The organism is Amycolatopsis sp. NPDC059027, assembly GCF_042739735.1.
Taxonomy (GTDB): domain Bacteria; phylum Actinomycetota; class Actinomycetes; order Mycobacteriales; family Pseudonocardiaceae; genus Amycolatopsis.
Genome location: NZ_JBHYIK010000003.1, coordinates 164,833 through 187,539 on the forward strand (window position 1 = coordinate 164,833; position 22,707 = coordinate 187,539).

At 69.0% G+C, this 22,707-nt stretch carries 21 protein-coding genes; 11 read left to right on the forward strand and 10 right to left on the reverse strand.

Going from position 1 to position 22,707, the window contains the following annotated elements; genetic code table 11:
• Positions 1-131 precede the first annotated feature (131 nt).
• Together helD and ACFWY9_RS03260 are read right to left on the reverse strand one after the other, a co-directional pair.
• The gene (gene helD / locus ACFWY9_RS03255; protein ID WP_378338018.1) at positions 132-2,423 is read right to left on the reverse strand and encodes an RNA polymerase recycling motor HelD; all 2,292 of its coding nucleotides are present in this window, start codon (positions 2,421-2,423) and stop codon (positions 132-134) included.
• A 159-nt stretch (positions 2,424-2,582) separates the two neighbouring features.
• Positions 2,583-4,412, reverse strand: a complete 1,830-nt coding sequence (locus ACFWY9_RS03260) for a LamG-like jellyroll fold domain-containing protein (RefSeq protein ID WP_378338019.1) — start codon at positions 4,410-4,412, stop codon at positions 2,583-2,585.
• Positions 4,413-4,502: 90 nt separating this feature from the next.
• On the opposite strand from ACFWY9_RS03260, the gene ACFWY9_RS03265 reads away from it, so the two are divergent.
• On the forward strand, positions 4,503-5,096 hold the full coding sequence (locus ACFWY9_RS03265) for a hypothetical protein (protein WP_378338020.1): 594 nt from the start codon (positions 4,503-4,505) through the stop codon (positions 5,094-5,096).
• Between the two features lie 83 nt (positions 5,097-5,179).
• Positions 5,180-5,755: a superoxide dismutase gene (locus ACFWY9_RS03270; RefSeq protein WP_378338021.1), complete on the forward strand. Its 576-nt coding sequence runs from the start codon at positions 5,180-5,182 to the stop codon at positions 5,753-5,755.
• Positions 5,756-5,764: 9 nt separating this feature from the next.
• Here the strand turns inward: ACFWY9_RS03270 and ACFWY9_RS03275 are convergent, their stop codons facing one another.
• The 3 genes from ACFWY9_RS03275 to ACFWY9_RS03285 form a co-directional block, all read right to left on the reverse strand.
• Positions 5,765-6,166 carry a TIGR03667 family PPOX class F420-dependent oxidoreductase gene (locus tag ACFWY9_RS03275; protein WP_378326947.1) on the reverse strand — a complete coding sequence of 134 codons (402 nt, stop codon included), beginning with the start codon at positions 6,164-6,166 and terminating at the stop codon, positions 5,765-5,767.
• 112 nt (positions 6,167-6,278) lie between these two features.
• The gene (locus ACFWY9_RS03280; RefSeq protein WP_378338022.1) at positions 6,279-8,045 is read right to left on the reverse strand and encodes a DUF2339 domain-containing protein; all 1,767 of its coding nucleotides are present in this window, start codon (positions 8,043-8,045) and stop codon (positions 6,279-6,281) included.
• A gap of 58 nt (positions 8,046-8,103) precedes the next feature.
• Entirely contained in the window at positions 8,104-8,886 is a 783-nt protein-coding gene (locus tag ACFWY9_RS03285; RefSeq protein WP_378338023.1) for a hypothetical protein, read from the reverse strand.
• Positions 8,887-9,009: 123 nt separating this feature from the next.
• On the opposite strand from ACFWY9_RS03285, the gene ACFWY9_RS03290 reads away from it, so the two are divergent.
• The 8 genes from ACFWY9_RS03290 to phoU all read left to right on the forward strand — a co-directional run bounded on the left by ACFWY9_RS03290 (position 9,010) and on the right by phoU (position 17,165).
• Entirely contained in the window at positions 9,010-9,465 is a 456-nt protein-coding gene (locus tag ACFWY9_RS03290; protein ID WP_378338024.1) for an Lrp/AsnC family transcriptional regulator, read from the forward strand.
• 54 nt (positions 9,466-9,519) lie between these two features.
• Positions 9,520-9,963 carry a hypothetical protein gene (locus tag ACFWY9_RS03295; protein ID WP_378338025.1) on the forward strand — a complete coding sequence of 148 codons (444 nt, stop codon included), beginning with the start codon at positions 9,520-9,522 and terminating at the stop codon, positions 9,961-9,963.
• Positions 9,951-11,096 carry a tRNA dihydrouridine synthase DusB gene (gene dusB / locus ACFWY9_RS03300; protein WP_378338026.1) on the forward strand — a complete coding sequence of 382 codons (1,146 nt, stop codon included), beginning with the start codon at positions 9,951-9,953 and terminating at the stop codon, positions 11,094-11,096. The genes ACFWY9_RS03295 and dusB overlap by 13 nt, the downstream gene beginning before the upstream one ends.
• A gap of 661 nt (positions 11,097-11,757) precedes the next feature.
• Positions 11,758-12,591 carry an alpha/beta fold hydrolase gene (locus ACFWY9_RS03305; RefSeq protein ID WP_378338027.1) on the forward strand — a complete coding sequence of 278 codons (834 nt, stop codon included), beginning with the start codon at positions 11,758-11,760 and terminating at the stop codon, positions 12,589-12,591.
• A gap of 86 nt (positions 12,592-12,677) precedes the next feature.
• A complete protein-coding gene (gene idi / locus ACFWY9_RS03310) occupies positions 12,678-13,301 on the forward strand; it encodes an isopentenyl-diphosphate Delta-isomerase (protein WP_378338028.1) in 624 nt (207 codons plus the stop codon).
• A 94-nt stretch (positions 13,302-13,395) separates the two neighbouring features.
• Positions 13,396-14,112 (forward strand): GGDEF domain-containing protein, encoded by a 717-nt coding sequence (locus ACFWY9_RS03315; protein ID WP_378326955.1) that lies wholly within the window; start codon positions 13,396-13,398, stop codon positions 14,110-14,112.
• Between the two features lie 903 nt (positions 14,113-15,015).
• Positions 15,016-16,416: an LCP family protein gene (locus ACFWY9_RS03320; RefSeq protein WP_378338061.1), complete on the forward strand. Its 1,401-nt coding sequence runs from the start codon at positions 15,016-15,018 to the stop codon at positions 16,414-16,416.
• Positions 16,417-16,499: 83 nt separating this feature from the next.
• A complete protein-coding gene (gene phoU, locus ACFWY9_RS03325) occupies positions 16,500-17,165 on the forward strand; it encodes a phosphate signaling complex protein PhoU (protein ID WP_378326956.1) in 666 nt (221 codons plus the stop codon).
• 139 nt (positions 17,166-17,304) lie between these two features.
• Here phoU and ACFWY9_RS03330 read toward each other — a convergent pair whose 3' ends face one another.
• Both ACFWY9_RS03330 and ACFWY9_RS03335 read right to left on the reverse strand, forming a co-directional pair.
• Positions 17,305-17,670 carry a darcynin family protein gene (locus tag ACFWY9_RS03330; RefSeq protein WP_378326957.1) on the reverse strand — a complete coding sequence of 122 codons (366 nt, stop codon included), beginning with the start codon at positions 17,668-17,670 and terminating at the stop codon, positions 17,305-17,307.
• Between the two features lie 35 nt (positions 17,671-17,705).
• Complete coding sequence (locus tag ACFWY9_RS03335) at positions 17,706-18,599, reverse strand: NAD(P)H-binding protein (protein ID WP_378338029.1); 894 nt, start codon at positions 18,597-18,599, stop codon at positions 17,706-17,708.
• 111 nt (positions 18,600-18,710) lie between these two features.
• Here ACFWY9_RS03335 and ACFWY9_RS03340 point away from each other — a divergent pair, with 111 nt between their 5' ends.
• A complete protein-coding gene (locus tag ACFWY9_RS03340) occupies positions 18,711-19,655 on the forward strand; it encodes a LysR family transcriptional regulator (protein ID WP_378338030.1) in 945 nt (314 codons plus the stop codon).
• Positions 19,656-19,896: 241 nt separating this feature from the next.
• Here ACFWY9_RS03340 and pstB read toward each other — a convergent pair whose 3' ends face one another.
• The 3 genes from pstB to pstC are packed head-to-tail and all read right to left on the reverse strand — an operon-like array spanning position 19,897 to position 22,517.
• A complete protein-coding gene (pstB, locus tag ACFWY9_RS03345; RefSeq protein WP_378338031.1) occupies positions 19,897-20,673 on the reverse strand; it encodes a phosphate ABC transporter ATP-binding protein PstB in 777 nt (258 codons plus the stop codon).
• A gap of 3 nt (positions 20,674-20,676) precedes the next feature.
• Entirely contained in the window at positions 20,677-21,594 is a 918-nt protein-coding gene (gene pstA / locus ACFWY9_RS03350) for a phosphate ABC transporter permease PstA (protein ID WP_378327004.1), read from the reverse strand.
• 2 nt (positions 21,595-21,596) lie between these two features.
• Positions 21,597-22,517 carry a phosphate ABC transporter permease subunit PstC gene (gene pstC / locus ACFWY9_RS03355; RefSeq protein WP_378327005.1) on the reverse strand — a complete coding sequence of 307 codons (921 nt, stop codon included), beginning with the start codon at positions 22,515-22,517 and terminating at the stop codon, positions 21,597-21,599.
• Positions 22,518-22,707 lie beyond the last annotated feature (190 nt).

The following is a 22,707-nucleotide window of genomic DNA, read 5'->3' on the forward strand; positions in this document are numbered from 1 at the left end:
CTCTCCCCGCGCCGCCCCTCTGTGGGGGGTGGGCGGGGGCTGTCGCCCGCCGCGCGCCGGGGCGGGGTGGGGGGGGGGGGGGGGGGCCCCCCCGGCCCCCCCCGGTTCCGATCATCGGAACAGTGCCTCGGTCACAGAAACCGCCGATGCCCCGCGGCCACCGGTTTCTTCTGCCGTGCCAAGCCGTTCAGCACGTCCGGCAGAGCACCGGTGTGCAGCACACCGAGCCGCTGCGTCGCCCGGGTGAGCGCGACGTAGAGTTCGGCCGCGCCGCGCGGCCCCTCCGCGAGAATGCGGTCCGGTTCGACGACGAGGACGGCGTCGAACTCCAGCCCCTTGACCGCCGAAGGCGCCCGCACGCCGGAAATGTCCGGTGGCCCGATCACCGCGAACGTGCCTTCTCCCGGTGTTTCCGCACGCACGAACTCCTCGACCGCGGCGGCGAGGCCGTCCGCGCCGACCTGCCGCGCCCATGGCCGCACCCCGGCCGCCCGCACCGAATCCGGCGGCCGCACGCCGGGCGCGAACTCGGCGAGCAGGGCCGCCGCCACGGCCATGATCTCCGACGGCGTGCGGTAGTTCACCGTCAGCGCGCGGTAGACCCACCGATCCGCGACGTAGCGGGAAAGCATCGCGCCCCACGACGTCGCGCCCGCCGCCGACCGGCGCTGCGCCAGGTCGCCGACGATCGTGAACGACCGGCTCGGGCAGCGCCGCATCAGCACCCGCCAGTCCATTTCGGACAGTTCCTGCGCCTCGTCGACGACGACGTGCCCGTAGGTCCACTCCCGGTCCTCGACGGCGCGTTCGGCGAGATCGCGGGTGTCCCGTTCGATCTGCCGCTCAGCCAGTTCCGCCGCGTCGGTGAGGTCGGTGATGATGAGCCCGACCTCGTCGTCGATGATCTCGTCTCGCTCCATCGCCACCGCGTCCAGCACGCCCTGCGCGTACTCCTCCGCGTCCCGCCGCTCCTGCGCGGCGACGGCTTCGGCCACGGAACGATCCTCGCCGAGGAGCTCGATCGCCTCGTCGAGCAGGGGAACGTCGGACACCGTCCACGCCGCTCCTCGCGCGCGGAACAGCGCCGGGTCGCCCCCTGCCGCCGCGATCCGTTCGGCCGAACCGAAGAGATCCGCCAGCAGCCGCCGCGGCGTCAGCACCGGCCACAGCCGGTCGAGCTCGGCCATCAGCCGATCGTGTGCCTCGAGTTCGAGCCGGGTGTGGGCGAGCAGGTCCTCCCGCACCGCGGTGAGTCCCCCCGTCCCCTGCGCGTCCCGGTCCAGTTCGCGCAGCATTTCGGCGGGGATCGACGCGAGGAGCGCCGGATCGTCGGAGCCGAGCCAGCCCGCGCCGATCCGGTCCACGGCCCGTTCGGCCAGGTCCCGGAGTACCCACTCGCGGAACACCGCCCTGGCCTCGTTGTGCCGCAGCCCGCTCGCGCGTGCCTTCTCCCGAGCCGCCTCGGCGACCCCGGCGTCGAACTCGATCGTGATGTCGCTGAGTCCGATTTCGAGCGGCTCGGCGGGCAATCCCTGCCGAGCCGCCACCGCGGCGGCGAGGACGTCGAGCATCTCCAGCGATCCCTTGATCCGCTGCACCTCCGGATCGCGTTCCTCGGCGACGACCCGCAGGCCCGGCAGGAGATCACCGGGCGTCGCGAAGACGACGTCCGTCTCGCCGAGCGACGGCAGCACCCTGCCGATGTAGTCGAGGAACCCCGTACTCGGCCCCACGACAAGGACGCCGCGCCGGGACAGCCGCTCGCGCTTGGCGTACAACAGATACGCGACGCGGTGCAGCGCGACGGCCGTCTTCCCGGTGCCCGGCCCGCCTTCGATCACCGTCACCCCCGCGTGCTCCAGCCGGATGATCTCGTCCTGCTCGGCCTGGATCGTCGCGACGATGTCCCGCATTCCCTCGCCGCGCGGCGCGGTGACCGCCGCCATCAGTGCCGCGTCACCCCGCCCGGTGCCCTCGCCGGCGGCCCCGAGCATCTCCTCGGTGAAATCGAGGATTTTCCTGCCCCGCGTGCGGAACTGCCGTCGCGACGCCATTCCATCCGGCGACACCGGCGTCGCGCAGTAGAATGCTTTCGCGGCGGGCGCACGCCAATCCATGAGCAGTGGTTCGTAGTCGTTTTCCTCGTCGAACAGCCCGATCCGCCCGATGTAGCTCCGTTCGCCCGAAAGGGCGTCCAAGCGGCCGAAGCACAACCCGTTGTCGGCGATGTTCAGCCGGCCGAGCTCGCGCGCGTGGACCGCGGTGAAGCCGTCCCGTTCGGCAAGGGAGGAAGCACCTTGGGCCTTGACCGCGTCGCCGAACATGGCAGCCGCCCGCGCCCGCTCGGCGTCGAGCCGTCCGTAGAGGAAATCGACGTGGGCTCGCTCGGCCCGCAATTCCTCGTCATACCCCTGATTTGACAAGTTCCCCTCACAACCGCTATAGTAAGCCTATCGGTCGGCGAAGTGCGAAGATTCCTTTCATGAGGTGAGCACACGCCGACTTTTCATTGTCCACACCTTGTCAAGTACCAGGCATAAAGAGGGCGCCCCGGCCACCCGGAGCGCCTTCTTTTTTCGTGCTCAGTCCAGCAGGAATTCCCGCACCCGCAGCGGCCGGTCCACCACCCGGACCTCGCCGAGCAGGCCGTAGAAGCTCTGCCCCACCACCCCGTCATAGGCGGAGGCGCCGACGAGCCAGCTGCCACCCGGGTTCGCGATACCGATCGCGGGCGTCTCGGGGTTACGCAGCACCGCGCAGCCGTCGACGTACACCGTCGTCCGGCGGCCGTCGTTGACCACGGCGACATGCCACCACTTCGCGAGCGGCAGCTCGTGCCCCCAGTTCGTCGAGATCGCGTTCTGGTTCAGCGGGAAGGCCGCCCACTGGAACGCCGCACCGTCCGAAAGGGACAGTGTGGCCGCCGGCTCCTTCGGGTCGTCACCGGTCTTCCCCGCCTGCCCGCCCGAACCCACTCGGCCGAAGAGCCCGCTCCACGCGTGATCGCCGTTCCGGAAGTCCTCGGGCAGCCAGACGAACGCCTCGATGGTGTAACCACGCTGGAAGGTCGCGGTGTTCATCGGCGCGGTGCCGACCGTGCGCAGGTAGGCGCCACGCCCCGGCTTCCGCCCGCCGTCGAAGCGCAGGCTCGCCCGTGACGGCTGCCGCGGCGAGAACCGGGCAGAGTACGTCAACACGCTTGCGCCACTGCCCGGCACCGTCGCCCTGACCAGGTCGTTGCCCTGCCCCGACAGGTCACGCACCGGCGTGCCCTCGGGCACCGGCTGTCCGTCCCCGCCACCCTCGAACCGCCAGTACGCGACGGTGCCCGGCACGAGTTCCTGACGCGGCGGGCGGGCCGGCGGCACCGGGACCGGGGCGAACCCGGCGAAGCGCTCGACGAAGTCGATCTCCATGCTGAAGTAGTCGACCGCCCCGGTGCGCTCGACCTCCAGGCGCTCCAGCTCGGTGAGCCGGTCGGCCCGGTCCGCCAGCCAAGGCGAGAACGTGCGGACGTCGATCACGCCACGCGCCAGGTCGAACTGGTACAGCCGGATCATCGCGCTGCCGCCGTAGTAGCGGTCCTGGTAGTTGGTGAGGTGCAGATGCACGTCGTGCCCGGCGGCGTTCTTCTTGACCGTGCGTCCCGGCGGCCAGTAGTGACCGTTGAGGCTGAGGAAGATCTGATCGTTGCCGGAGATCAGCTCGTCCCACACCCGCTGCCCGAACTCCGACAGGTGCGCGGCGCCGCTCCCGTCGGAGTCCACCAGCTCGTGGATCGTCAGGATCGCCGGAGCGTGCGGATGCTGCTTCAGCACGTCTCGCGCCCAGGCCAGCCCACCGGCCGACGGCCGCCAGTCCAACGCGAGCAACAGCCACTCCCGTCCAGCGGCGCGGAACACGTGGTAGCTGTTGTAACCGTCCTTTGTGGACCCGCGATACGCCGGTGACCGGCGGAACCGCTGCGGCCCGAACGCGTCGAGGTACGGCGTGCGACCGCGCTGATCGTCGGTCGAGGAATTCACGTCATGGTTGCCCGCCAACGTGCTGTACGGGAACCGGCGGCGGTCGAGGATCTCGAAGGCCCGGCTGATCTTCGCGAACTCATCCGGCTGTCCGTGCTCGGTGAGGTCCCCGAGATGCGCAAGGAAGACAACGTTGTCATCCGTGTCGAGCACCCAGCGGAGCGCCGCCTCGACCGGTGCGGCGTCGCCACGGTCGGTGTCGAACAGGTACTGCGTGTCGGGCATGACGGCCACCGTGAAGCGGAGGCTCTCCACGTCGCGGCGGCCGGATCGCGGAGCGGCGTCGGCGGCCGGGGCGCCGAGAACGCTGGGCAGTGAGGAAACGGCGGCGCCCGCGCCGAGCACCCCGGCGCCGCGCAGGAAGGTCCGGCGGGAGGAATCTGTCACCAGCGGAAAGGTACGGACCACGCGCGGTCGAGCGCCGTCCATCCCGGCAACGGGGGCCGAACTCCGGATGAACAGCGGTACGGTCGACGGGTGGGGGATGAACCGGATACCGCCGGGACGCTCCGGCCGCGGCGACGGAAACTCCGCTGGTGGGCGCTCGCCGGTGGCGTCGTCGCCGTGGTCGCGACCGTCTGGTGGGCAATCGACGAACTGCCGGTGGACGACGCGGTGGCGCGCGAAACGTTGCCGATCATCGACACCCACCTGAGACAGGGCTGGCAAGGCATGGTCGCTCACGATGCGGCCGCCCCCGGCACGCACTGGGTCTGCACCGAACGGGTCATCGAAACGCGGCAGGAGGGCGACCGGCTGCGCATCGGACTGGTGGCCTCCTGCGACAAGCTCAGCAGAATCGGCGACGAACTGGTGATCGGCTCCGGATATCGGAGACAGCCCATGGTCTACGTACTCGATCGTTCGAACGGCGCCTTACACATCTCGAATATCGAACTCGCCCAGGACGGCGCCGGGCTGCAGCGCTCGGTCGAGCGGATGTTCACCTGGCTGGGCGCGCGCAAGGTTCTCGCGGGCTGGGAACCGGAAGATCCGGCATCGGTCGCTCCCGCGGCGTTCGGGCTACCGCCGGACACCGCCGTCCGGAACCAGTGGTACGAATCCCGGTAAAGACCGTACATTCTTCAGAAATGCGTCATCCGATCGAGTGATGACCATGGTGTGGCCCCGCGGCTGATGGCTAAAGAGAGGGCATGCGAATCCTCCCTGTTGCCCTTTCCGCCGTGTTGCTGACCGCCGCGGCAGGCGTCGCCGGCGCCTCCGACGCCGTCCCGGCGAAAGGTGGCCATGGCCATCACTTCCGGGCACACGGCACCTTCGCCCCCTACACCCCCGGCGCGACCGCCGTGACCTACCAGCCCGACCTCGTCCCCGTCGGCGCGAAAGCCACCGTTTACGGATTCACCAAGTCGAGGACGAAGACCGCGCTGGTCGTCAAGGGCCTGGTGCCCAACCGGGAGTACGGCTCCCACGCGCACGCCAAGCCCTGCGGCGCGGCACCCGCCGACTCCGGGCCGCACCACCAGCACGTCCCGGACCCGGTGCAGCCCTCGGTCGACCCGGAGTACGCCAACCCGGAGAACGAGATCTGGCTCGACTTCACCACCGACGAGGACGGCATCGCCTACGTCATGTCCACAGTGGACTGGGGATTCACGGGTGACAAACGCGCCCACTCGGTCATCATCCACGAAACCCACACCCACACCGAACCCGGGAAGGCCGGTACCGCCGGTGCGCGGCTGGCGTGCCTGAACGTCGACTTCTAGAACCTCCGCCTAGAACCCCCAAGACCGTTCGGGCACGATCCGGATCCGCACCGAATACGACGCGTCGAACGCGGCGGCGTTCTCGAAGCCGATCCTGGCGTAGGTCGACTCGTACTTGTCGAGGTAGCCGGGCGCCTCGGACGCCTTGGCCTCGTCCACCTCGGCCCGGCCGTTGACGACGAGGATGCCGCCGCCACCGCTGTCACTGTTGAGGTGGAAGCTCACCTCCGGGTTGGCCGCGATGTGCCGCAGCTTCGCCGTGTCCGGCTGGCTGAACACCAGGATGTCGTCGCCGTCGAGGACGAACCACACCGGGCGTGGTGCGGGCCGCCCCTTCGGCGTCACCGTGGTCAGCCAGCCGATCGGCTCGGCCGCGCGCTCGGCCAGCCGTGGGTCGGGTTGGTAGGTCATGCCGTTACCCCCTGGTCTCGGTGTCTTCCAGAGCCAACCACACACCACCGACAGTTTCTTCCCGATGACAGAGTCTTCCGGCAGCAGAGTCTTCCCGGCAGCAGAGTCTCGGTCACGACTCCCGGACGACGCGGGCGTACCGCACCCCGGCGACCAGCAACGCCAGGCCCGCGCCGAGGAACGCCGCCACCCTGGCCATCCCGTCCAGTGCCGCGAGGTCGAACAGCACCAGCTTCAGCACCGCGGCGCCGACCAGCACCAGCCCGATCACCCGCAACGCGACGACGTTGATCCCGCGCACCAGCAGGACGAGCGCGGCCACCGTCCACGACACCGTGATCAGCACGTGGCCGGTCAGGAACCCGGTGCGGCCGGGCAGCGCCAGCAGCGTCGCGCACAGCACCACCCCGGCGGCACCGTAGAGCGCGACGACTCCGGCGAGCAGCCACGGCGGCAGGTTCGCGGCGGGCGCGCGGAGCACTTCGAGACGGAAAGCCGTCCACGGCAAGAGAATCGAGACCGCGAGCAGCAGCACCGCCACGACGAGCGCGCCGACGAGTTCGCCGGTCGTCCGGGTGCGGAACAGCATGAGCAACGCGGGCGAGTAATCGTGGACGATCCCGACCAGCCCGCCGACGACGGCGAAGCCGGCCGACGCGGCCATCGCGAACCGGTTGCGGCTCCAGCGCGCGAGGAAGACGAGCAACAAAGCCTCGCCGAGCAGCGCAGCGGCGCGTGCGGTCCCGTCGAACTGCGTCATCGTCGCCTGCATGAGCGCGATCAGCCCGGCCATGCCCGCGAGGTCGCCGACGTACCCCGGCCACCAGCGGCGTGCGGCCCAGATTCCCAGCAACGCCAAGGCGATCCCGCCCGACACGATGACGGCGCCGGTCTTCGGCAGCAGTAGCGCCGCGATCAGCGCCGGAGCCGCCGACGTCGCGAGCATGGCCAGCGATCCCGGGTCGTTTTCCTTGCGCTGCAACACGATCAGCGCCAGCACGAGGCCGACCGCCGCGACGCCGAGCGCGGCGCCGGTGTTCGTCCACGAGCCCGGCGAGCCGATCAGCGCGGTGCTCACCACCGAGGCGATGATGGGCGGGAACGCGGCGGACATGGTCAGCGACGGCCACTCGCGCCGCAGTTGCACCGGTGCCGTCGAGGCCTGGACGACCAGCAGGAACAACACCAGTTCGGGGGTGAACCCGCGGGTGATCATCGGCGCGCACACCGCGCAGCCGAGCACGACGGCCGTCGCCAGCAGTGCCGAATTCCACCGCACGGCAACGAGAACCCCGCCGACCGTGACGAGCAGCCCGAGCGCGAGCCCGGCGATCGACGGCAGGAAGTCGTACAGCACCGTGGCCGCGATGGCGTCGAGGTAGAGCGTCGCGATCCCGGTGCCGACGAGCGCGAACGCCCCGGTGCGGCCGACCGGCTTGCGGTGCAGCCACAGCCCGGTCCCGACGAGGGCGAGGCCGAACGCGCCACCGGCGAGCACGCGCGGCAGCGGCCCGAGCCAGCCGCGCTGGACGGCCAGCACGAGCAGCAGCACGATGCCGAGCAGGGTCACCGCGCCGCCGACCCAGGCGACGATCTTGCTGCCCGCGCCCTGTTTGCCGAGCGTCTCCATGAACGTCGGCCGTGGCACGGGCCGGTACGCGGGCTGTGGCGGCGTGGGCTGCGGGGGCCAGTACATCGGGGGCGGTGGCATCGGGGGTGTCGCCGCGACCGGCGGCGGGGCGGGCGCCTGGTGCGGAGCGGGCTCTTCCGTCCGGGTGGCCTGGAAGGCTCGTAGTTCGGCACCGACCGCTGCCAGCCGGCGCCCCAGGTCGTCGATCTCCCCGGCGAGGCCGAGGATTCTGTCGCGATCGGTGGTCATGCGGCAAGGATGGTTCGCGAACGGTGTCCCGCGGATCCGTAGCACTACTCAATCGGGCTCACACTGCCATAACGGACGGGCGCCGAGCGGTCGCCAACCTCGGCAGGAGCGCACCGGCGACGGCCACGACCAGCCCCGCGAGACCGAAGGCAAGCGCAATCGGCAGCCAGGTCAAGGTGCCGAGCAGACACAGGAAGAACAAGACGGTCGCGGGCACCCCGGCCAGTACCCCGCGCGTCAGCTGGATGGGGGCGGCGGCGCCGTCCAGCCGGTGGGTGAACGCGGTCAGCACACACGCGAGCGCGGGGAAGGTGGCCAGCACCCCGGCGGGTCCCGCGCCGACCCTCGCCGCCGTCCAGCTCAGCGCGCCCACCAGGACCGCGCTGATGACGACCCGCGCCGCGAGTTCCCAGGCCGGTCCCGTGGGCGGCACGGTCACCACCCTTGTCCGGCGTTGTGCGAGGAACACGCCGATGAGTGTGACCGCGGTGAAGACCAGCGAGCACCACAACGGAGGCGACAGGAGCACGACGAGGCCACTCGTCGCAACGGTCGCGAGCGCCGACGCGGACAGGCAGCCGACCCAGCCGCGGCGCCGGGCCAGCAGTCCGTAAGCAAGGCAGAAAACGAGCACGGCAGGCGTGCCGAGCAGGATGCCGCGCACCGCGACACGACCGGCTTCGGCGCCTTCGGTGCAGGCGAGGATCAGCACGAACGGACCGGAGGTGAGCGGGAGCGCGGTGAGCTGACCGCCGAGCAGATGACCCCAGCGCCGCTGGACCAGCGAGACGAACAGAACGAGGGAGGGTGTGAGCAGGACCTTCAGCAGCAGAACTTCCACATGTCCCGATGCTGCTCGACATCCCGCCGATTTTGTCTAGGAATTCACGGAGGTTTCCACTCGCACGCCGAGTTATTATCGGTGATATCACCTTGACGCCGAGATTTCCACGAGAGGACGTCTGTGGACAGCATCGACCGCGAGCTCGTCGCCCTCCTGCTCGACGACGGCAGGCTGACCTATCAGGAGCTGGCCAAGGCGGTCCGCCTGTCGGCGAACACCACCGCCGACCGCGTCCGCAGGCTGCACTCCTCCGGCGTCATCAGCGGCTACTACGCGGCACTCGACTACGCGGCGATCGGGCGGCCACTGATCCTGATCAGCGACCTGCGGCTGCGCGAGGGCTACGACAACGCCGAGTTCCACCGGGGCCTGGCGACCATCCCGCAGGTCGTCGAGGCCTTCCGCACCACGGGCGAGTACGACTACCAGATCCGGCTCGCCTGCACCGGCACCGACGAATTCGAGCGCGTGCTGGCCACTTTGAAGGGCGAACACGGAGTGCGAGAAGTGCGCAGCAGGCTGGTTCTGCACGACATCGCCCTGCCCGGCGCCCGCATCCTGGAGACCGGGGACTGACCCCCCTGGCAAACCTGTTGCCCTTCGACCGTCCACTCCGGACACTGAGAGCCGATGGAAAACGAGCCACAATTCGAAGACGTCGTGAACCCGACCGCGGCCGAGATCACCGCCTGGGCCTACACACCGGGCGCCGAACAGCCCATGGAGGACTGGGATCTCATCCTGGCCCTCACCGACAAGGGGTTGCTGCTCGAGCTGGTCGCCGACCCGTCGTGCCCGCAGCGCGAAATCCTGCTGAGCTGTCTCTACATCTACACGGGCGACGCCGTTCGCGCGCGATACCGCACGTCCCCCGAGCGGGACCTGCTGGCGGTACTGGCGCAGGCGGAGAAGTACGACGAGCCGTGGCTCACGACCTGGGCCAAACGCACCCGCGCGCTGATGGCCGCCCCCGAGACCTTCGACTACGACGCGTGGTGCGGGGAAGGCCTGGCCCGGTCACCGGTCGACCCACCTGCGGGTGATGGACATCACCAGCGACAATGGAGGGCGTGACCGCGACCCTGAGCAAGCCCGCACTGAAGATCGGCCCCTACGAGGTCGATCCGCCGGTCGTGCTCGCGCCGATGGCCGGGATCACCAACGTCGCCTTCCGCAGGCTCTGCCAGGAGTACGGCGCGGGCATTTACGTCTGCGAGATGATCACCGCCCGCGCGGTCGTCGAACGCCACCCCGGCACCATGCACATGATGACCTTCGGGGCCGACGAGCACCCCAGGTCCATGCAGCTCTACGGCGTCGACCCGAAGACCATGCGCGAGGCCGTCAAGATCATCACCGGCGAGGGTCTCGCCGACCACATCGACAGCAACTTCGGCTGCCCGGTCGCGAAGGTGACCCGCAAGGGCGGCGGCGCGGCGCTGCCGTTCAAGCGGAAGCTGTTCGCCGACATCGTCCGTGAATCCGCGAAGGCGGCTGCCGAAGCCGGCGTGCCGTTCACCGTGAAGTTCCGGGTCGGCATCGACGACGACCACCTCACCTACCTCGACGCGGGCCGAATCGCCGAGGCCGAGGGCGCCGCCGCGGTCAGCCTGCACGCCCGCACCGCCGCCCAGCGCTACTCCGGGCAGGCCGACTGGTCGAAGATCGCCGCGCTCAAGGAGGCCGTCACCAGCATCCCGGTGCTCGGCAACGGCGACATCTTCAGCGCCGGCGACGCGCTGCGCATGGTCGCCGAGACCGGCTGCGACGGCGTCGTCGTCGGGCGTGGCTGCCTCGGCAGGCCGTGGCTGTTCGGCGAACTCGAAGCCGCCTTCGCGGGCCGCCCGGCGCCGACCCCGCCCAACCTCGGCGAGGTCGCCCGGGTGCTGCGCAGGCACACCGAACTGCTCGTCGAGCATGACGGCCACGACAAGGCCATGCGCGACATCCGCAAGCACATGGCCTGGTACCTGATGGGCTTCCCGGTCGGCTCCGAACTGCGCCGCGGCTTCGCCATGGTTTCGAGCATGGAGCGGCTCGACGAGCTGATCGCCCAGCTCGACCACGACGCGCCGTTCCCGACCGCGGCGGCGGGCCCGCGCGGCCGCCAGGGCTCGCCGGGCAAGGTCACGCTGCCGCACGGCTGGCTCGACGACCCGGACGACGACTGTGTCCCCGAAGCCGAAGACATGCATTCCGGCGGTTAATACCTCGGCGAAAATGGGCGCGTGAAACCCGGTTCGCCATTTCGCCGTCGCAGAGCTCACGACAGTGAAGATCACGACTAGCGAACGTGATCTGCGTCACAAATAGTAGTGAACACTCCGATTTACCGAATTCGCCACGCCAGTGGATCTCGCACAATACCCCTGGTCAAGGCTGCCGAAGCGACACTAAGTCCCGATGATCCGGAAGTCCGCAGAAAAAGCACCCGGCTTCCACAAGAATGCTTAGCAGTAGCAAGAAACGACCCTTTTGTGATGACCGTTAAGGTGACTGGCGCAAGCTTTTGCGCGAAGCGCACTATGTTCCCATGACACGTCCAGAGCGCACCGGCGCGGACGAGGTCGGCGCGCTCCCCACGGATCCTCCCGGGTGGCGTTTCGCCTTCACGGTGTTTTCCGGTCGCTGTGTCCCGTTTTGGATCACCCTCTGGTTGTCGCTGGTTCTCGGCGGGCTTGTCGCACTCGGCTGCCTCGTCGGCCCCTGGGCACCCGGCCTGCTTTCCGCTGCCGGTGGTGTCGCTGCGGGGGCTCGAGCCCTCGTCAAGGCGCACTCCCGGAAATGAGGCGCGAAAGCCCGGCCGTGGCGACGGCCGGGTAAGGCACCAGCCGTCCGGCGTTCACCGTCGGCGCGTAGGTTCGAGGGGTGATCGAACACCTCAGCATCCCCACCGCTGCCGGCTCCTTCGACGCCATCGCCGCCGGGCCCGAGGACGGCCGTCCGGTCCTGCTGCTGCACGGATTCCCCGAGGCCGCCGTCGAATGGGAACATCAGGTCGCGACGCTGGGCGTGCTCGGCTATCGCGCGGTCGCACCCGATCAGCGCGGCTACTCGCCGGACGTCCGGCCGGAGCGGCCCGCCGAGTACGGAATCGACGCACTGGTCGGCGACGTCGTGACGATCGCGGATCAGCTCGGCTGGAACCGGTTCGACCTCGTGGGGCATGATTGGGGCGCCGCCGTCGCCTGGTGGACCGCCGACGCGCACCCGGAGCGGCTCCGCAGTCTCACCGCCGTGTCGACCCCGCATCCGGCCGCGCTCGCGGAGGCCATGAAGACCGACGAGGACCAGCATCTGCGCTCGCGCTACATGACCGAGTGGCGGCAGACCCCGGTCACCGAGCGGCGCATGCTGGAGAACGACGCCCGCGCGCTGCGGGAGATCTTCGAACGCCGGGTGCCGCAGAGCAAGGTCGACGACTACGTGCGGCGGCTGTCCGAACCGGGCGCGCTCACCGCGGCGCTGAACTGGTACCGCGCCGGGCGTCCCGGCGGGAAGATCGGCAAGATCACCGTGCCCACGATGTACGTGTGGAGTACCGAGGACGTCTCCTTCGGCTCGACGGCCGCGTTCGACACCGCGAACTGGGTCAGCGGGCCGTACCGGTTCGAGATGCTGGAGGACGTCACGCACTGGGTTCCGGAGGACGCCCCGGAGGCATTGACAACACTGCTCGTCGAACACCTCAAGGCCCGCTGACAGCTTCCACTCGAAGGGGCGAAATACGTCACGGACGACCCGTCCGGCCCTGGTTGCGGCGCGCAGCGCGGTGTTCAGTGTTCATCGTGGACACGACGACTCAGCACCAGTCCGAAGCACTCGCTACCGGTGAGGACGCATCGGCGGAGACCGAGCGGATCGTCTTCGTCACCGAAGACGGCGTCCCGACCGGCGAAACCGGCCCGAAGCTCGCCAGCCACCACGAGCACACGCGGCTGCACCTGGCGTTCTCCTGCTACGTCCTGCGGCACTCCGACCAGGCGCTGCTGCTGACCCAGCGAGCGGCGTCGAAGAAGGTGTGGCCGGGTGTCTGGACCAACAGCGTGTGTGGTCACCCCGCACCGGGCGAGCCGCTCGAGGACGCCGTCCGCCGGCGGGCGGAGTACGAGATCGGCCTGCCGGTGCTGTCGGGGCTGCAGTGCGTACTGCCGTCATACCGCTACCGCACACCGCCGTTCCAGGGCATCGTCGAGAACGAGTTCTGCCCGGTGTTCGTGGCGTGGACCGACCGGGACCCCGAACCGAATCCCGAGGAGGTCGGCGGCTGGCGATGGCTCGCATGGGCCGACTACGCACGGTTGCTGCACGATCCTGAGGCTGACGTGAGTTACTGGGCGAAAGACCAGTTCGAGCAGCTCAGCGCCGTCTCACCGTTTTCGTCGTTCGAGATCGACAACTCCACTGCGTGACATTACCGGACGGGTGTCGTCCACTTGAGCGATATTCACCTTCGCCCCGTACTGATACCTCAAGAGCCGCCTCCTATACGTCGACAACCATGGGGTGGCGGAGGTGGGCGCGGTGGCCGAGGACGAGCTCCGGGGGTCACCGGAGCCGGGGGATCTGCTCAGCCTCCACGAGTCGATCGCCGGACTGCTCGCGACACAGGGGGATTGGCGGCGCGCGTACCAGCACCTCCGGTCGGCGCTGGACATCGCCCGCGCCGGCAGCCTGCGCGACACCTTGACGTCGAGCTACAACCGCCGCTACCTCGACCAGTGGCTGGACGGCCTGCTCTCCGAACAGCACGGTATTTCCGCACAGCACCGGCGGCCCGAAGTAGCGGTCGCGCTGATCGATCTCGACCTGTTCAAGAATGTGAACGATACTTACGGTCACCTCGTCGGTGACCGCGTGCTGCGTCGCGTCGCCGATCTTCTGCAGGAGGAGCTGCCGCCCGGCGGGTTCTGCGCCCGCTACGGCGGCGAAGAGTTCGCGCTCGTGCTGCCCGGCGTCGACGCACCGCGAGCCGTCCGCATCGTCGACGCCGCGCGCGCCCGCGTCGCGCGTTACCCCTGGTCAGAGGTTCAGCCGGGGTTGCGGGTGACGGTCAGCATCGGCATCGCCCACGAGCCGGGCACGGCCCTCGCGAGGCCTGTTTCCCCCGAGCGTCAACTGCGCTGCGCGGACACGTTGCTGTACGCGGCGAAGCGCGCAGGACGCAATAAGGTCGCCTATCGCGACCATGAAACCACTCGGGTAATTACCCACTCAGAGTAACGTAAACCGGTCATTACCCCCGTTTACCTCTCCTCACCTTCACCTGATCGCCCGCTGCTACCAGCATTTTTACGACTGACGGTGAAGAAATTCCCGGGAGGGTGTCGTCACAACCGGCGGGTATCCGTACGATAACGAAAACCCGCTACGGGACGTGTGAAAGGAGACCGTGTGCCCGACGAGCGCAACACCCCGGGGACCGGTCGCCGTTCGGAAGGCACTCCCGCCCGGGGCAGGGCAGGCAGGCGCCGGTCGATGGACACCTACGGCGGCATCAGCGTGTCCGACGTCGTCGCCCGGCACACCGGGGAACGGCCGACCTTCGCACCCGGCAGCCGTCCCGGGGACGACGCGCCCGCGCACCGCCCCGAAGCCGCCGAGCCGGAGCCGGAACCCCGCAGACGCCGCGTCGCACCACCCCGTCCCGCCGTCACCCAGACACCGCCATCGCCTCGCGCGCCACGTCCGGACCAGCCGCCCGCCCAGCCAGAGCCCCCGCGTCCGCCGCGGCCGCCTCGCCCGCGGCGTCCGACAGCCGCCGCTCCCGTGCCCGGCGCCCCGCCGGAACGCAGGCCACCCGCGAACGGGGCGACGCCCCAGCAAGCGCCTCCTCAGCCACGCCGTGCCCGGCGCCCGGCGCCGCCCGCCACGGGCCAGGCGCCGGTGCCGCCACCCGCGAACGGGAAGACCGCGGTGGTCCCGGCCCCCAACGGCAAGAAACCGCCCGTTCCGGCGCCCGTTCCACCCGTTGCCAACGGCAAGGCGCCCGAGCCGGCACCACCGCGCCGGCCCCGGCCCGTACCCGCGGAACAGCCGACGAGGATGACGAAGGCGGCCAAACCGGCCGCTGCCGCCGCGACCGCCACCGGAGCGCCACCGCGGGCATCGCTGGATCCGCTGACGATGACCGACGAGATGGAGGCCATCGACGAGGCCACGCAGTACCGGCGCAAGATCGACCACACGCTCGCCCGGTTCTCCGCCGCGCACGACGAACTCGAGGCGGAGGAAGCCAAGCGCAGGGAACGCCGCGATCGGCTCACCGCCCGGCCGACCGCGTTGCTGGAGCAGACCCGCACCGCGCTGATGCGGGTGGTCGCGCCGTCCTCCTCGGCGCCCGAGCCGGAGGAACAGCCGAGCCCGCAGGAAAAGGCGCCGCAGACCCGGTTGCAGGAGAAGAAGCAGCGGCACAACGAGCGAACGCTGAAGGCCGGCCGGATCGCCGCGATCATCGTCGCCCTGCTCGTCTTCCTCAGCACCGGTATCGCCTGGGGCGCGAAGACGTGGTTCGACGCGAAGTTCAACCAGGTCAGCGCGCTCGACGAGAACTCGGCGGACATCCAGAACGCGGCCGGGCAGACCGGCGACGAGAACTTCCTCCTCGTCGGGTCGGACAGCCGTGACGGTGCCTCCGCGGAGGAGAACGTCGGCGACGCGAGCTCGATCCCCGGCGCCCGATCGGACACCGTGATGATCGCGCACATCCCCGCCGACCGTAAGCGCGTGGTCGTGGTCTCGTTCCCGCGCGACCTGGAGGTCTCGCAGCCGGAGTGCGCGAAGTGGGATCCGGCCACCAGCAAGTACAGCGAAGAGAAGTCGCCCGCGGTGAAGATCACGAAGCTGAACACCGCGTACGGCGCCGGCGGCCCGCAGTGCGTGACGCGGGTGATCCAGCAGATCACCGGCATGCGGATCAACCACTTCGTCGGCATCGACTTCAACGGCTTCAAGGCCATGGTCGACGCCGTGCACGGGGTGAACGTGCACGTCGACAAGCCGATCGACGACACCACGCTGGGCATGGTCATCTCGCAGACCGGCGACATCGACATCTCCGGGGACCAGGCGCTGAGCTATGTGCGGGCGCGGCACGTCAAGGGCGACCCGACGTCCGACTACGGCCGGATGAAGCGGCAGCAGACGTTCATCGCGTCGCTGCTGAAGAAGGTCATGTCCTCGGACGTCCTGCTCAACGCCGGGAAGCTGAGCGGCTTCATCAACGCGTTCGCGAAGGCCACCTTCGGCGAGAACCTGGGTATCGACCAGATGATGACGCTGGCGAAGTCGATGCGCGGGGTGGACCTGTCCAAGATCACCTTCATGACCGTGCCGACCACCGGGAACGCGAACTCGCGCGGCAACGAGGTACTGGTGCAGAGCCAGACTAAGTCGTTGTTCCAGGCGCTGATCGACAACAGTCCGCTGCCCGACCCCAACGCATCGGCACCGGCCGAAAGCAAGGACACCGGAACGTCCGGTACCACACCGAAACCTGGCACGAAGAGGACGAGCAACTCGGGCTGAACCGAGGGATTCGTTAGGCGTGGTTCACGTCGGGTTCACCCAGCGATGCGGTATTCGGACAGTCTTGCCCGTAGGGTGTCCTCATGCGTGAGGCTTACCATGTCGAACTCGAACAGCTCGCCGATCACCTGGCCGGAATGTCACTGCAGGTGGCCGATGCCATGGAACGCGCGACGCGTGCGCTGCTGGAGGTCGACCTCGCACTCGCGGAGCAGGTGATCGGCGACGACGCCAAGGTCGACGACGCCCGCGCCGAATGCGAGGAACAGGCCTACGCGTTGCTCGCGCTGCAGGCCCCGGTGGCGACCGACCTGCGCACGGTGCTCGCGGCCATCCACGCGGCGGAAAGCCTGGAGCGCATGGGCGACCTCGCCCTGCACGTCGCGAAGGCCGCCCGGCGCCGTCACCCGGAGCCGGTGCTCCCGGACGCCGTGCGCGACGACTTCGCCAAGATGGGCGAGCTCGACGTCAAACTGGCGCGACGCGTGGAACAGATCATCAAGACCAAGGACGTCGCCGCCGCGAAGGACCTCGAGACCGAGGACGACGAGGTCGACGACATTCACCGCCACCTGTTCACCGTGCTGATGGACCGCGAGTGGCCGCACGGCGTCGCCGCGGCGGTGGACGTGACGCTGCTCGGCCGCTTCTACGAGCGCTTCGCCGACCACGCGGTTTCCGTGGCCCGCCGGATGATCTTCGTGGTCACCGGCAAGATGCCCGGCTACGGCACCGACGACGACATCTGATCGCCGTTTCCCGGCACGGCCCGTACCCCGTTTTCGTTGGGGTACGGGCCTTTTCATGTCCGATGGACGCAGCCCTTGGCCGACTCTCCTTGTGACAGAAGGAAAACCGATCCAAGGGCTGCATGTACGAGGCAGTGTGTCAGGTGGTGACGGTGGCCATGGGGTCGAGGCCGTAGGTGCGGGCGTAGCCGTTCTCGGTACCGACGAGCAGATCGACGACCTCGAAGTAGCGGTCCCAGAAGGGAGTCTCGCGCAGCGCGTCGATGAGGAGCTGGTAGGCGTGGTGATCGTCGGCTTCCCAGACCCAGACGTCGGTGACGCGCGCGGAGTAGAACTCGGTGTCGTAGAAGCGCGACCGGACACCGGTGGTTTTGGCCTCGATCGCGGGGAGAACCTGAGTAGTGAAGGCGTCCGCTCGTTCCCGGACACTCATCGCGAGCCATTCGGGTGTGGTCTTGACGAGCATGAACGCGGTCACCGGCGCTTCGGCTTCTTCGGTGGACATGGTGGTTCCTTTTCCGGTGCTGCGGCGGCTGTGGGTCAGGACAGGACTGCGGGCTTGAGGGTTTCGGCGCACCACTGCTCGAAGGTGGTGGGAGAGGCGGTGTCCGCGGTACGGGTGACACCGGCGTCGAGGCCGTTGTCCTTGGCCTGCTTCATGTCGGCGATGCCCTGGACGAACGTTTCGTTGAGGCCGTAGCCGACGAGAGTGGTGCGCATGTCCTCGATCGGCTCGCGCTCGTAGCGGACGGGGCGGCCCAGCTGCTCGGTCATGATGCGGGCCAGATCGTTGGGGGACAGGTCCCGCGGCCCGAGAACCGGGACGTCGTCGACGCCGGTCCAGGAGCGGTCCAGCAGCAACCGGGCGGCGACGGCGGCGATATCGGCGACGGCGACGAGGGGTGCCTTGCGGTCGGCGTCGACGACGTCGACGAAGACGCCCTTCTCGCGGATCGAATCGACCTCCTCCAGGAGGTTTTCGAAGAAGGAGGGGTTGGCCAGCGCCCGGTAGGCGACGCCGGTTTCCGCGATGAGGTCGTCCATGGCGAGGGATGCGGTGACGAGACCGGCGCGGTCGGCGACCGGAGTGCCGCGGCCGAGCGCGGAGACGCCGACGACGTGCCCGACGCCGTGGGCGGCGAGTGCCTTCGCGGCCGGGCGGGTGAAGCCGCTCCAGCCGTCCGCCGGGGTCAGCGAGGAGTCCGGCGGGACGAGCCAGAAGACGGCGTCCGCGCCCTCGAAGGCCCGGTCGACGACCTCGGTGTCGCCGTGCGAGCCGGTGATCACCTCGACGCGTTCGCGCACCCCGTCAGGGAGCCGGGCGGGGTCGCGTGCGATCACCCGCAGTTCCTCGCCGTGGGCAGGGGCGGCCTCCAGCAGCAAGGGCAGCAGGTGACGGGCGATGTTCCCCGTGGGAGCAGTGATGACGATCATGAAAACCTCGTAGGTCGTGCCGGTCGGTACGCCATGAATCCTGCTGAGACCATGGCAATGCCACAATAGGAATGTCGGCACGTAATCATTGCCTGAAATGGAATTACCCTGGTGAACAGCTCTGATCCGGTTATCGACGCCAATCTCGCCGTCGCGCTCGACGCCCTGCTGACCGAGCAGAGCGTCACGCGCGCCGCCGCCCGCCTGCGCACCTCCCCGGCAGCGATGAGCCGCACCCTCGCCCGCCTGCGCCGCGTCCTCCAAGATCCCCTCCTGGTCCGGGCCGGGCAGGCCATGGTCCCCACTCCGCGTGCGCAGGCCCTGCGCGACGAAGCCGCCGTGGTGGTGCGCAGCCTGGGAGCGCTGTTCACCCCCGGCGCCGTTGTCGACCCCGCCACCCTGCACCGCACCTTCACCCTCCAGGCCGCCGACCTGGTCGGTGCGGCGCTGGCAGGCGGTCTGCTGCGACTGACCCGGCAAGAAGCGCCGGGGATCTCGTTGCGGTTCCGGGCCGAGGAGCTGGAGGCCGGACCGGCGCTGCGCGACGGCCGGATCGACCTGGAGATCGGCTCCATCGACCACGTCGATCCCGAAACCCAGGTCGAAAAGCTGTGCACCCTGCGAATGGTGGCCGCCGTACGGCCCGGTCATCCCCTGACCGAGGAGCCCCTGACCCCGGCCCGGCTCGCTGCCGCCGACCACGTCGCGGTCAGCCGCCGCGGCCGGTTCACCGGCCCCCTCGACATCGCACTGGGCGAGCACGACCTTCGCCGGCGGGTCGCCGTCGTCCTCCCCAGCCATCTGGCCGCGATGGCCCTCGCCGCCCGCAGCGACGTCGTCTGCCTGGTCCCCGCGGCACCCTCCGGCGCGACTCCGTCACCCCTCACCGCCGACGCCACCGCCCTCGGCCTGCGCCTCCTCGACATCCCTCTGCCGTTGCCGCCAGTGACCATCGGGATGGCCTGGCATCCCCGCCAAGCCGCCGACGGAGCCCACCGCTGGCTCCGCGACGCCGTTCGCCGGGCACTTCGGGTACCCGGAAGGTCGGCTGCCTGACGCGTCCAGGACTCCCGTCCGTCCTTTGTGGATGATCGCAGCGTTCGGTGTGACCCGGAGTACGGCTCATGGAGTGGAGAGCGCACGTCTCGAACGTGCCGTTCGCGACGCTCAACGTCCCCAATGACGCTTTCGGGACATCGATGGAGCGGCCGGAAAGTGTTGGGGGTAAAGAGACGTGGGGCCTCCTCGAGGGATCCAGAATCCCTTGAGGAGGCCCCCACGGACCGAAAGAGAACGATCAGCCGAAGCGACCCGAGATGTAGTCCTCGGTGGCCTTCTCGTTCGGGTTGGAGAAGATCTTCTCCGTGTCGTTCAGCTCCACGAGGCGCCCCGGCTGGCCGACCCCGGCGAGGTTGAAGAACGCCGTCTGGTCGGAAACCCGCGCCGCCTGCTGCATGTTGTGCGTGACGATGACGATCGTGTAGTCCTTCTTCAGCTCGCCGATCAGGTCCTCGATCGCGAGCGTCGAGATCGGGTCGAGCGCGGAGCACGGTTCGTCCATCAGCAGCACGTCCGGCTGCACCGCGATCGCCCGCGCGATGCACAGCCGCTGCTGCTGCCCGCCGGAGAGGCCGCCGCCCGGCTTGTTCAGCCGGTCCTTGACCTCGTTCCACAGGTTCGCGCCGCGCAGTGCCCGCTCGGCGATGTCGTCGAGCTGCTTGCGGTTGTTCGTGCCCGCCAGCTTCAGCCCGGCCACCACGTTGTCCTTGATGGACATGGTGGGGAACGGGTTCGGCCGCTGGAACACCATGCCGATGGTGCGGCGCACCTGCACGGGGTCCACAGAGGACGCGTAGATGTTTTCGCCGTCCAACAGCACTTCGCCGTCGACGCGCGCGCCGGGGATGACCTCGTGCATCCGGTTCAGCGTGCGCAGCACGGTCGACTTGCCACACCCCGACGGCCCGATGAACGCGGTGACGTTACGCGGCGGCACCGCCAGCGTGACGCTGTCCACGGCATGGAACTTGCCGTAGTAGATGTCCAGGTCCTTGACGTCGATTCGCTTGGCCATGACTCACTTCTTCTTCGGGGCGACGATGCGGGAAAAGACCGTGGCGAGCAGGTTGATCAGCGCGATGATGAGCACCAGTGTCAGCGCCGCGCCCCAGATCCGGTCGTAGCCGACGCTGCCGGGGTTCATCGAGTTGGTGACGCGCTCGTTGTTCATCAGCAACGGCAGCGAAGCCTGTTCGCCGTTGAAGATGTCCCAGTGCACGAAGGCCGAATAACCGACCAGCACCAGCAGGGGCGCGGTCTCACCCATGACGCGAGCGAGCGCCATCATCACACCGCCGATGATGCCGGACAACGCGGTCGGCAGCACGATCTTCATGATCGTCTTCCACTTGGGGACGCCGAGCGCGTACGAGGCCTCACGCAGATCGTCCGGGACGATCCGCAGCATTTCCTCCGAGGACCGCACGACCACCGGGATCATCAGCAGCACCAAGGCGAGCGACACCGCGAACCCGCTGCGCGGCAGGCCGAGCGTGGTGACCCACAGCGCGTAGATGAACAGAGCGGCCACAATGGACGGAACACCGGAGAGGATGTCCACCATGAACGTGGTGATCTTGGCGAGCTTGCCGCGGCCGTACTCGACGAGGTAGATCGCGACGAGCATGCCCAGCGGCACCGCGATGATCGCGCACACCACGCCTTGCAGCAGGGTGCCGATGATCGCGTGCAGCACACCGCCGCCGACCTCGTCCGAGAGCACCTCGCCGAAGTCCTGGGTCCACCAGTTCGAGAACGGGATCCGCCTGATGCCGTTGGCGATCACGGTGTAGAGCACCCACACCAGCGGCACCACGGCGACGAGGAACGACAGCCACACCAGCACGGTGGCGAACCCGTTCTTCGCCTTGCGTTTCAGGCTGACCTGCTGGAAAGCCGGGGCGGTGGCAGGCTTTTCGAGCGTGGAAGCCGACATGCTCATGCCCCCTTCTTCCCGATGATCGCGCGGGCCGCGAAGTTGACGATGAAGGTGAGCAGGAACAACACGAGCCCGGCCGCGATGTACGCACCGGCGGACGTCGCGTTGTTGAACTCGCTGTAGTTCGCCGCGATCTTCGAGGCGAACGTCGCACCGCCGTCGAACACGCTCCAGGTGAAGAAGCGGCCGACCGGGATGAGCAGGATGACGGCGAGCGCGATGGTCTCACCCAGAGCGCGCCCGAGCCCCAGCATCGAGGCGCCGATGTACCCGGCCTTGCCGAACGGCAGGACGGTGGTGCGGATGACCTCCCAGCGCGTGGCGCCGAGCGCGAGCGCGCCCTCGATGTGCGCTGTCGGAGTCCGCTCGAAGACCTCGCGAGTCAGCGAGGTGATGATCGGCAGCAGCATCACCGCGAGCACCACGCCCGCGGTGAAGATCGTGCCGCGCACGCTCGGCGCGACGTTGCCGGGCGCGAAGAACGGGATCCAGGAGAAGGTGTCGTTCACCCACTGCGCGAACGGCTCGATCGCCGGTGCCAGCACGAGAATGCCCCAGAGACCGAAGATGATCGACGGCACCGCGGCCAGCAGATCGATGATGTAGGCGAACGGCCGCGCGAGCTTCTTCGGCGCGTACTGCGTCAGGAAGAGCGCGATCCCCAGGGAGACCGGCATCGCGATGATCATCGCGACCACCGACGTCGCGATGGTCACCTCGAGCAGATCGAGGATGCCGAAGGACATGTTGGCCGGATCGTTGGTCGTCCAGCCCTTCGAGAACAGGAAGCTGGCCTTGTCGGCCCGCAGCGCCGGGATGGCCTGCACGAGGAGGAAGAGCCCGATCAGACCGATCAGGATCACCACGAACAGACCGGCGCCGGTGGTCAGGTTCTTGAAGATGCGGTCACCGGGCCGCACCTTGCCGCGTGGGGTACCCGCGGGCTCACTGGCCGGCGGGGCGGATTTGTCCGAAATCGGGTCCTCCGGAGGCGTGTGGAGGGACGAGGAACCCCCCCCCGGGGGACCCGGGGGGGCCAGCGGGCCGCGGGGGGGGGGGGGCATAGCCCCAACAAGCGGCGGGTGGTGTAAACAAAACACACACACACAC

What these genes read in the sequence shown, in the direction of transcription:
- ACFWY9_RS03270 (WP_378338021.1), top strand. Translation starts at nt 5,180, where the DNA reads ATGCGAATCCTCCCTGTTGCCCTTTCCGCCGTGTTGCTGACCGCCGCG.
- ACFWY9_RS03275 (WP_378326947.1), bottom strand. Translation starts at nt 6,166, where the DNA reads ATGACCTACCAACCCGACCCACGGCTGGCCGAGCGCGCGGCCGAGCCG.
- ACFWY9_RS03280 (WP_378338022.1), bottom strand. Translation starts at nt 8,045, where the DNA reads ATGACCACCGATCGCGACAGAATCCTCGGCCTCGCCGGGGAGATCGAC.
- ACFWY9_RS03295 (WP_378338025.1), top strand. Translation starts at nt 9,520, where the DNA reads ATGGAAAACGAGCCACAATTCGAAGACGTCGTGAACCCGACCGCGGCC.
- dusB (WP_378338026.1), top strand. Translation starts at nt 9,951, where the DNA reads ATGGAGGGCGTGACCGCGACCCTGAGCAAGCCCGCACTGAAGATCGGC.
- ACFWY9_RS03320 (WP_378338061.1), top strand. Translation starts at nt 15,016, where the DNA reads ATGACCGACGAGATGGAGGCCATCGACGAGGCCACGCAGTACCGGCGC.
- phoU (WP_378326956.1), top strand. Translation starts at nt 16,500, where the DNA reads ATGCGTGAGGCTTACCATGTCGAACTCGAACAGCTCGCCGATCACCTG.
- ACFWY9_RS03330 (WP_378326957.1), bottom strand. Translation starts at nt 17,670, where the DNA reads ATGTCCACCGAAGAAGCCGAAGCGCCGGTGACCGCGTTCATGCTCGTC.
- ACFWY9_RS03335 (WP_378338029.1), bottom strand. Translation starts at nt 18,599, where the DNA reads ATGATCGTCATCACTGCTCCCACGGGGAACATCGCCCGTCACCTGCTG.
- pstB (WP_378338031.1), bottom strand. Translation starts at nt 20,673, where the DNA reads ATGGCCAAGCGAATCGACGTCAAGGACCTGGACATCTACTACGGCAAG.
- pstA (WP_378327004.1), bottom strand. Translation starts at nt 21,594, where the DNA reads ATGTCGGCTTCCACGCTCGAAAAGCCTGCCACCGCCCCGGCTTTCCAG.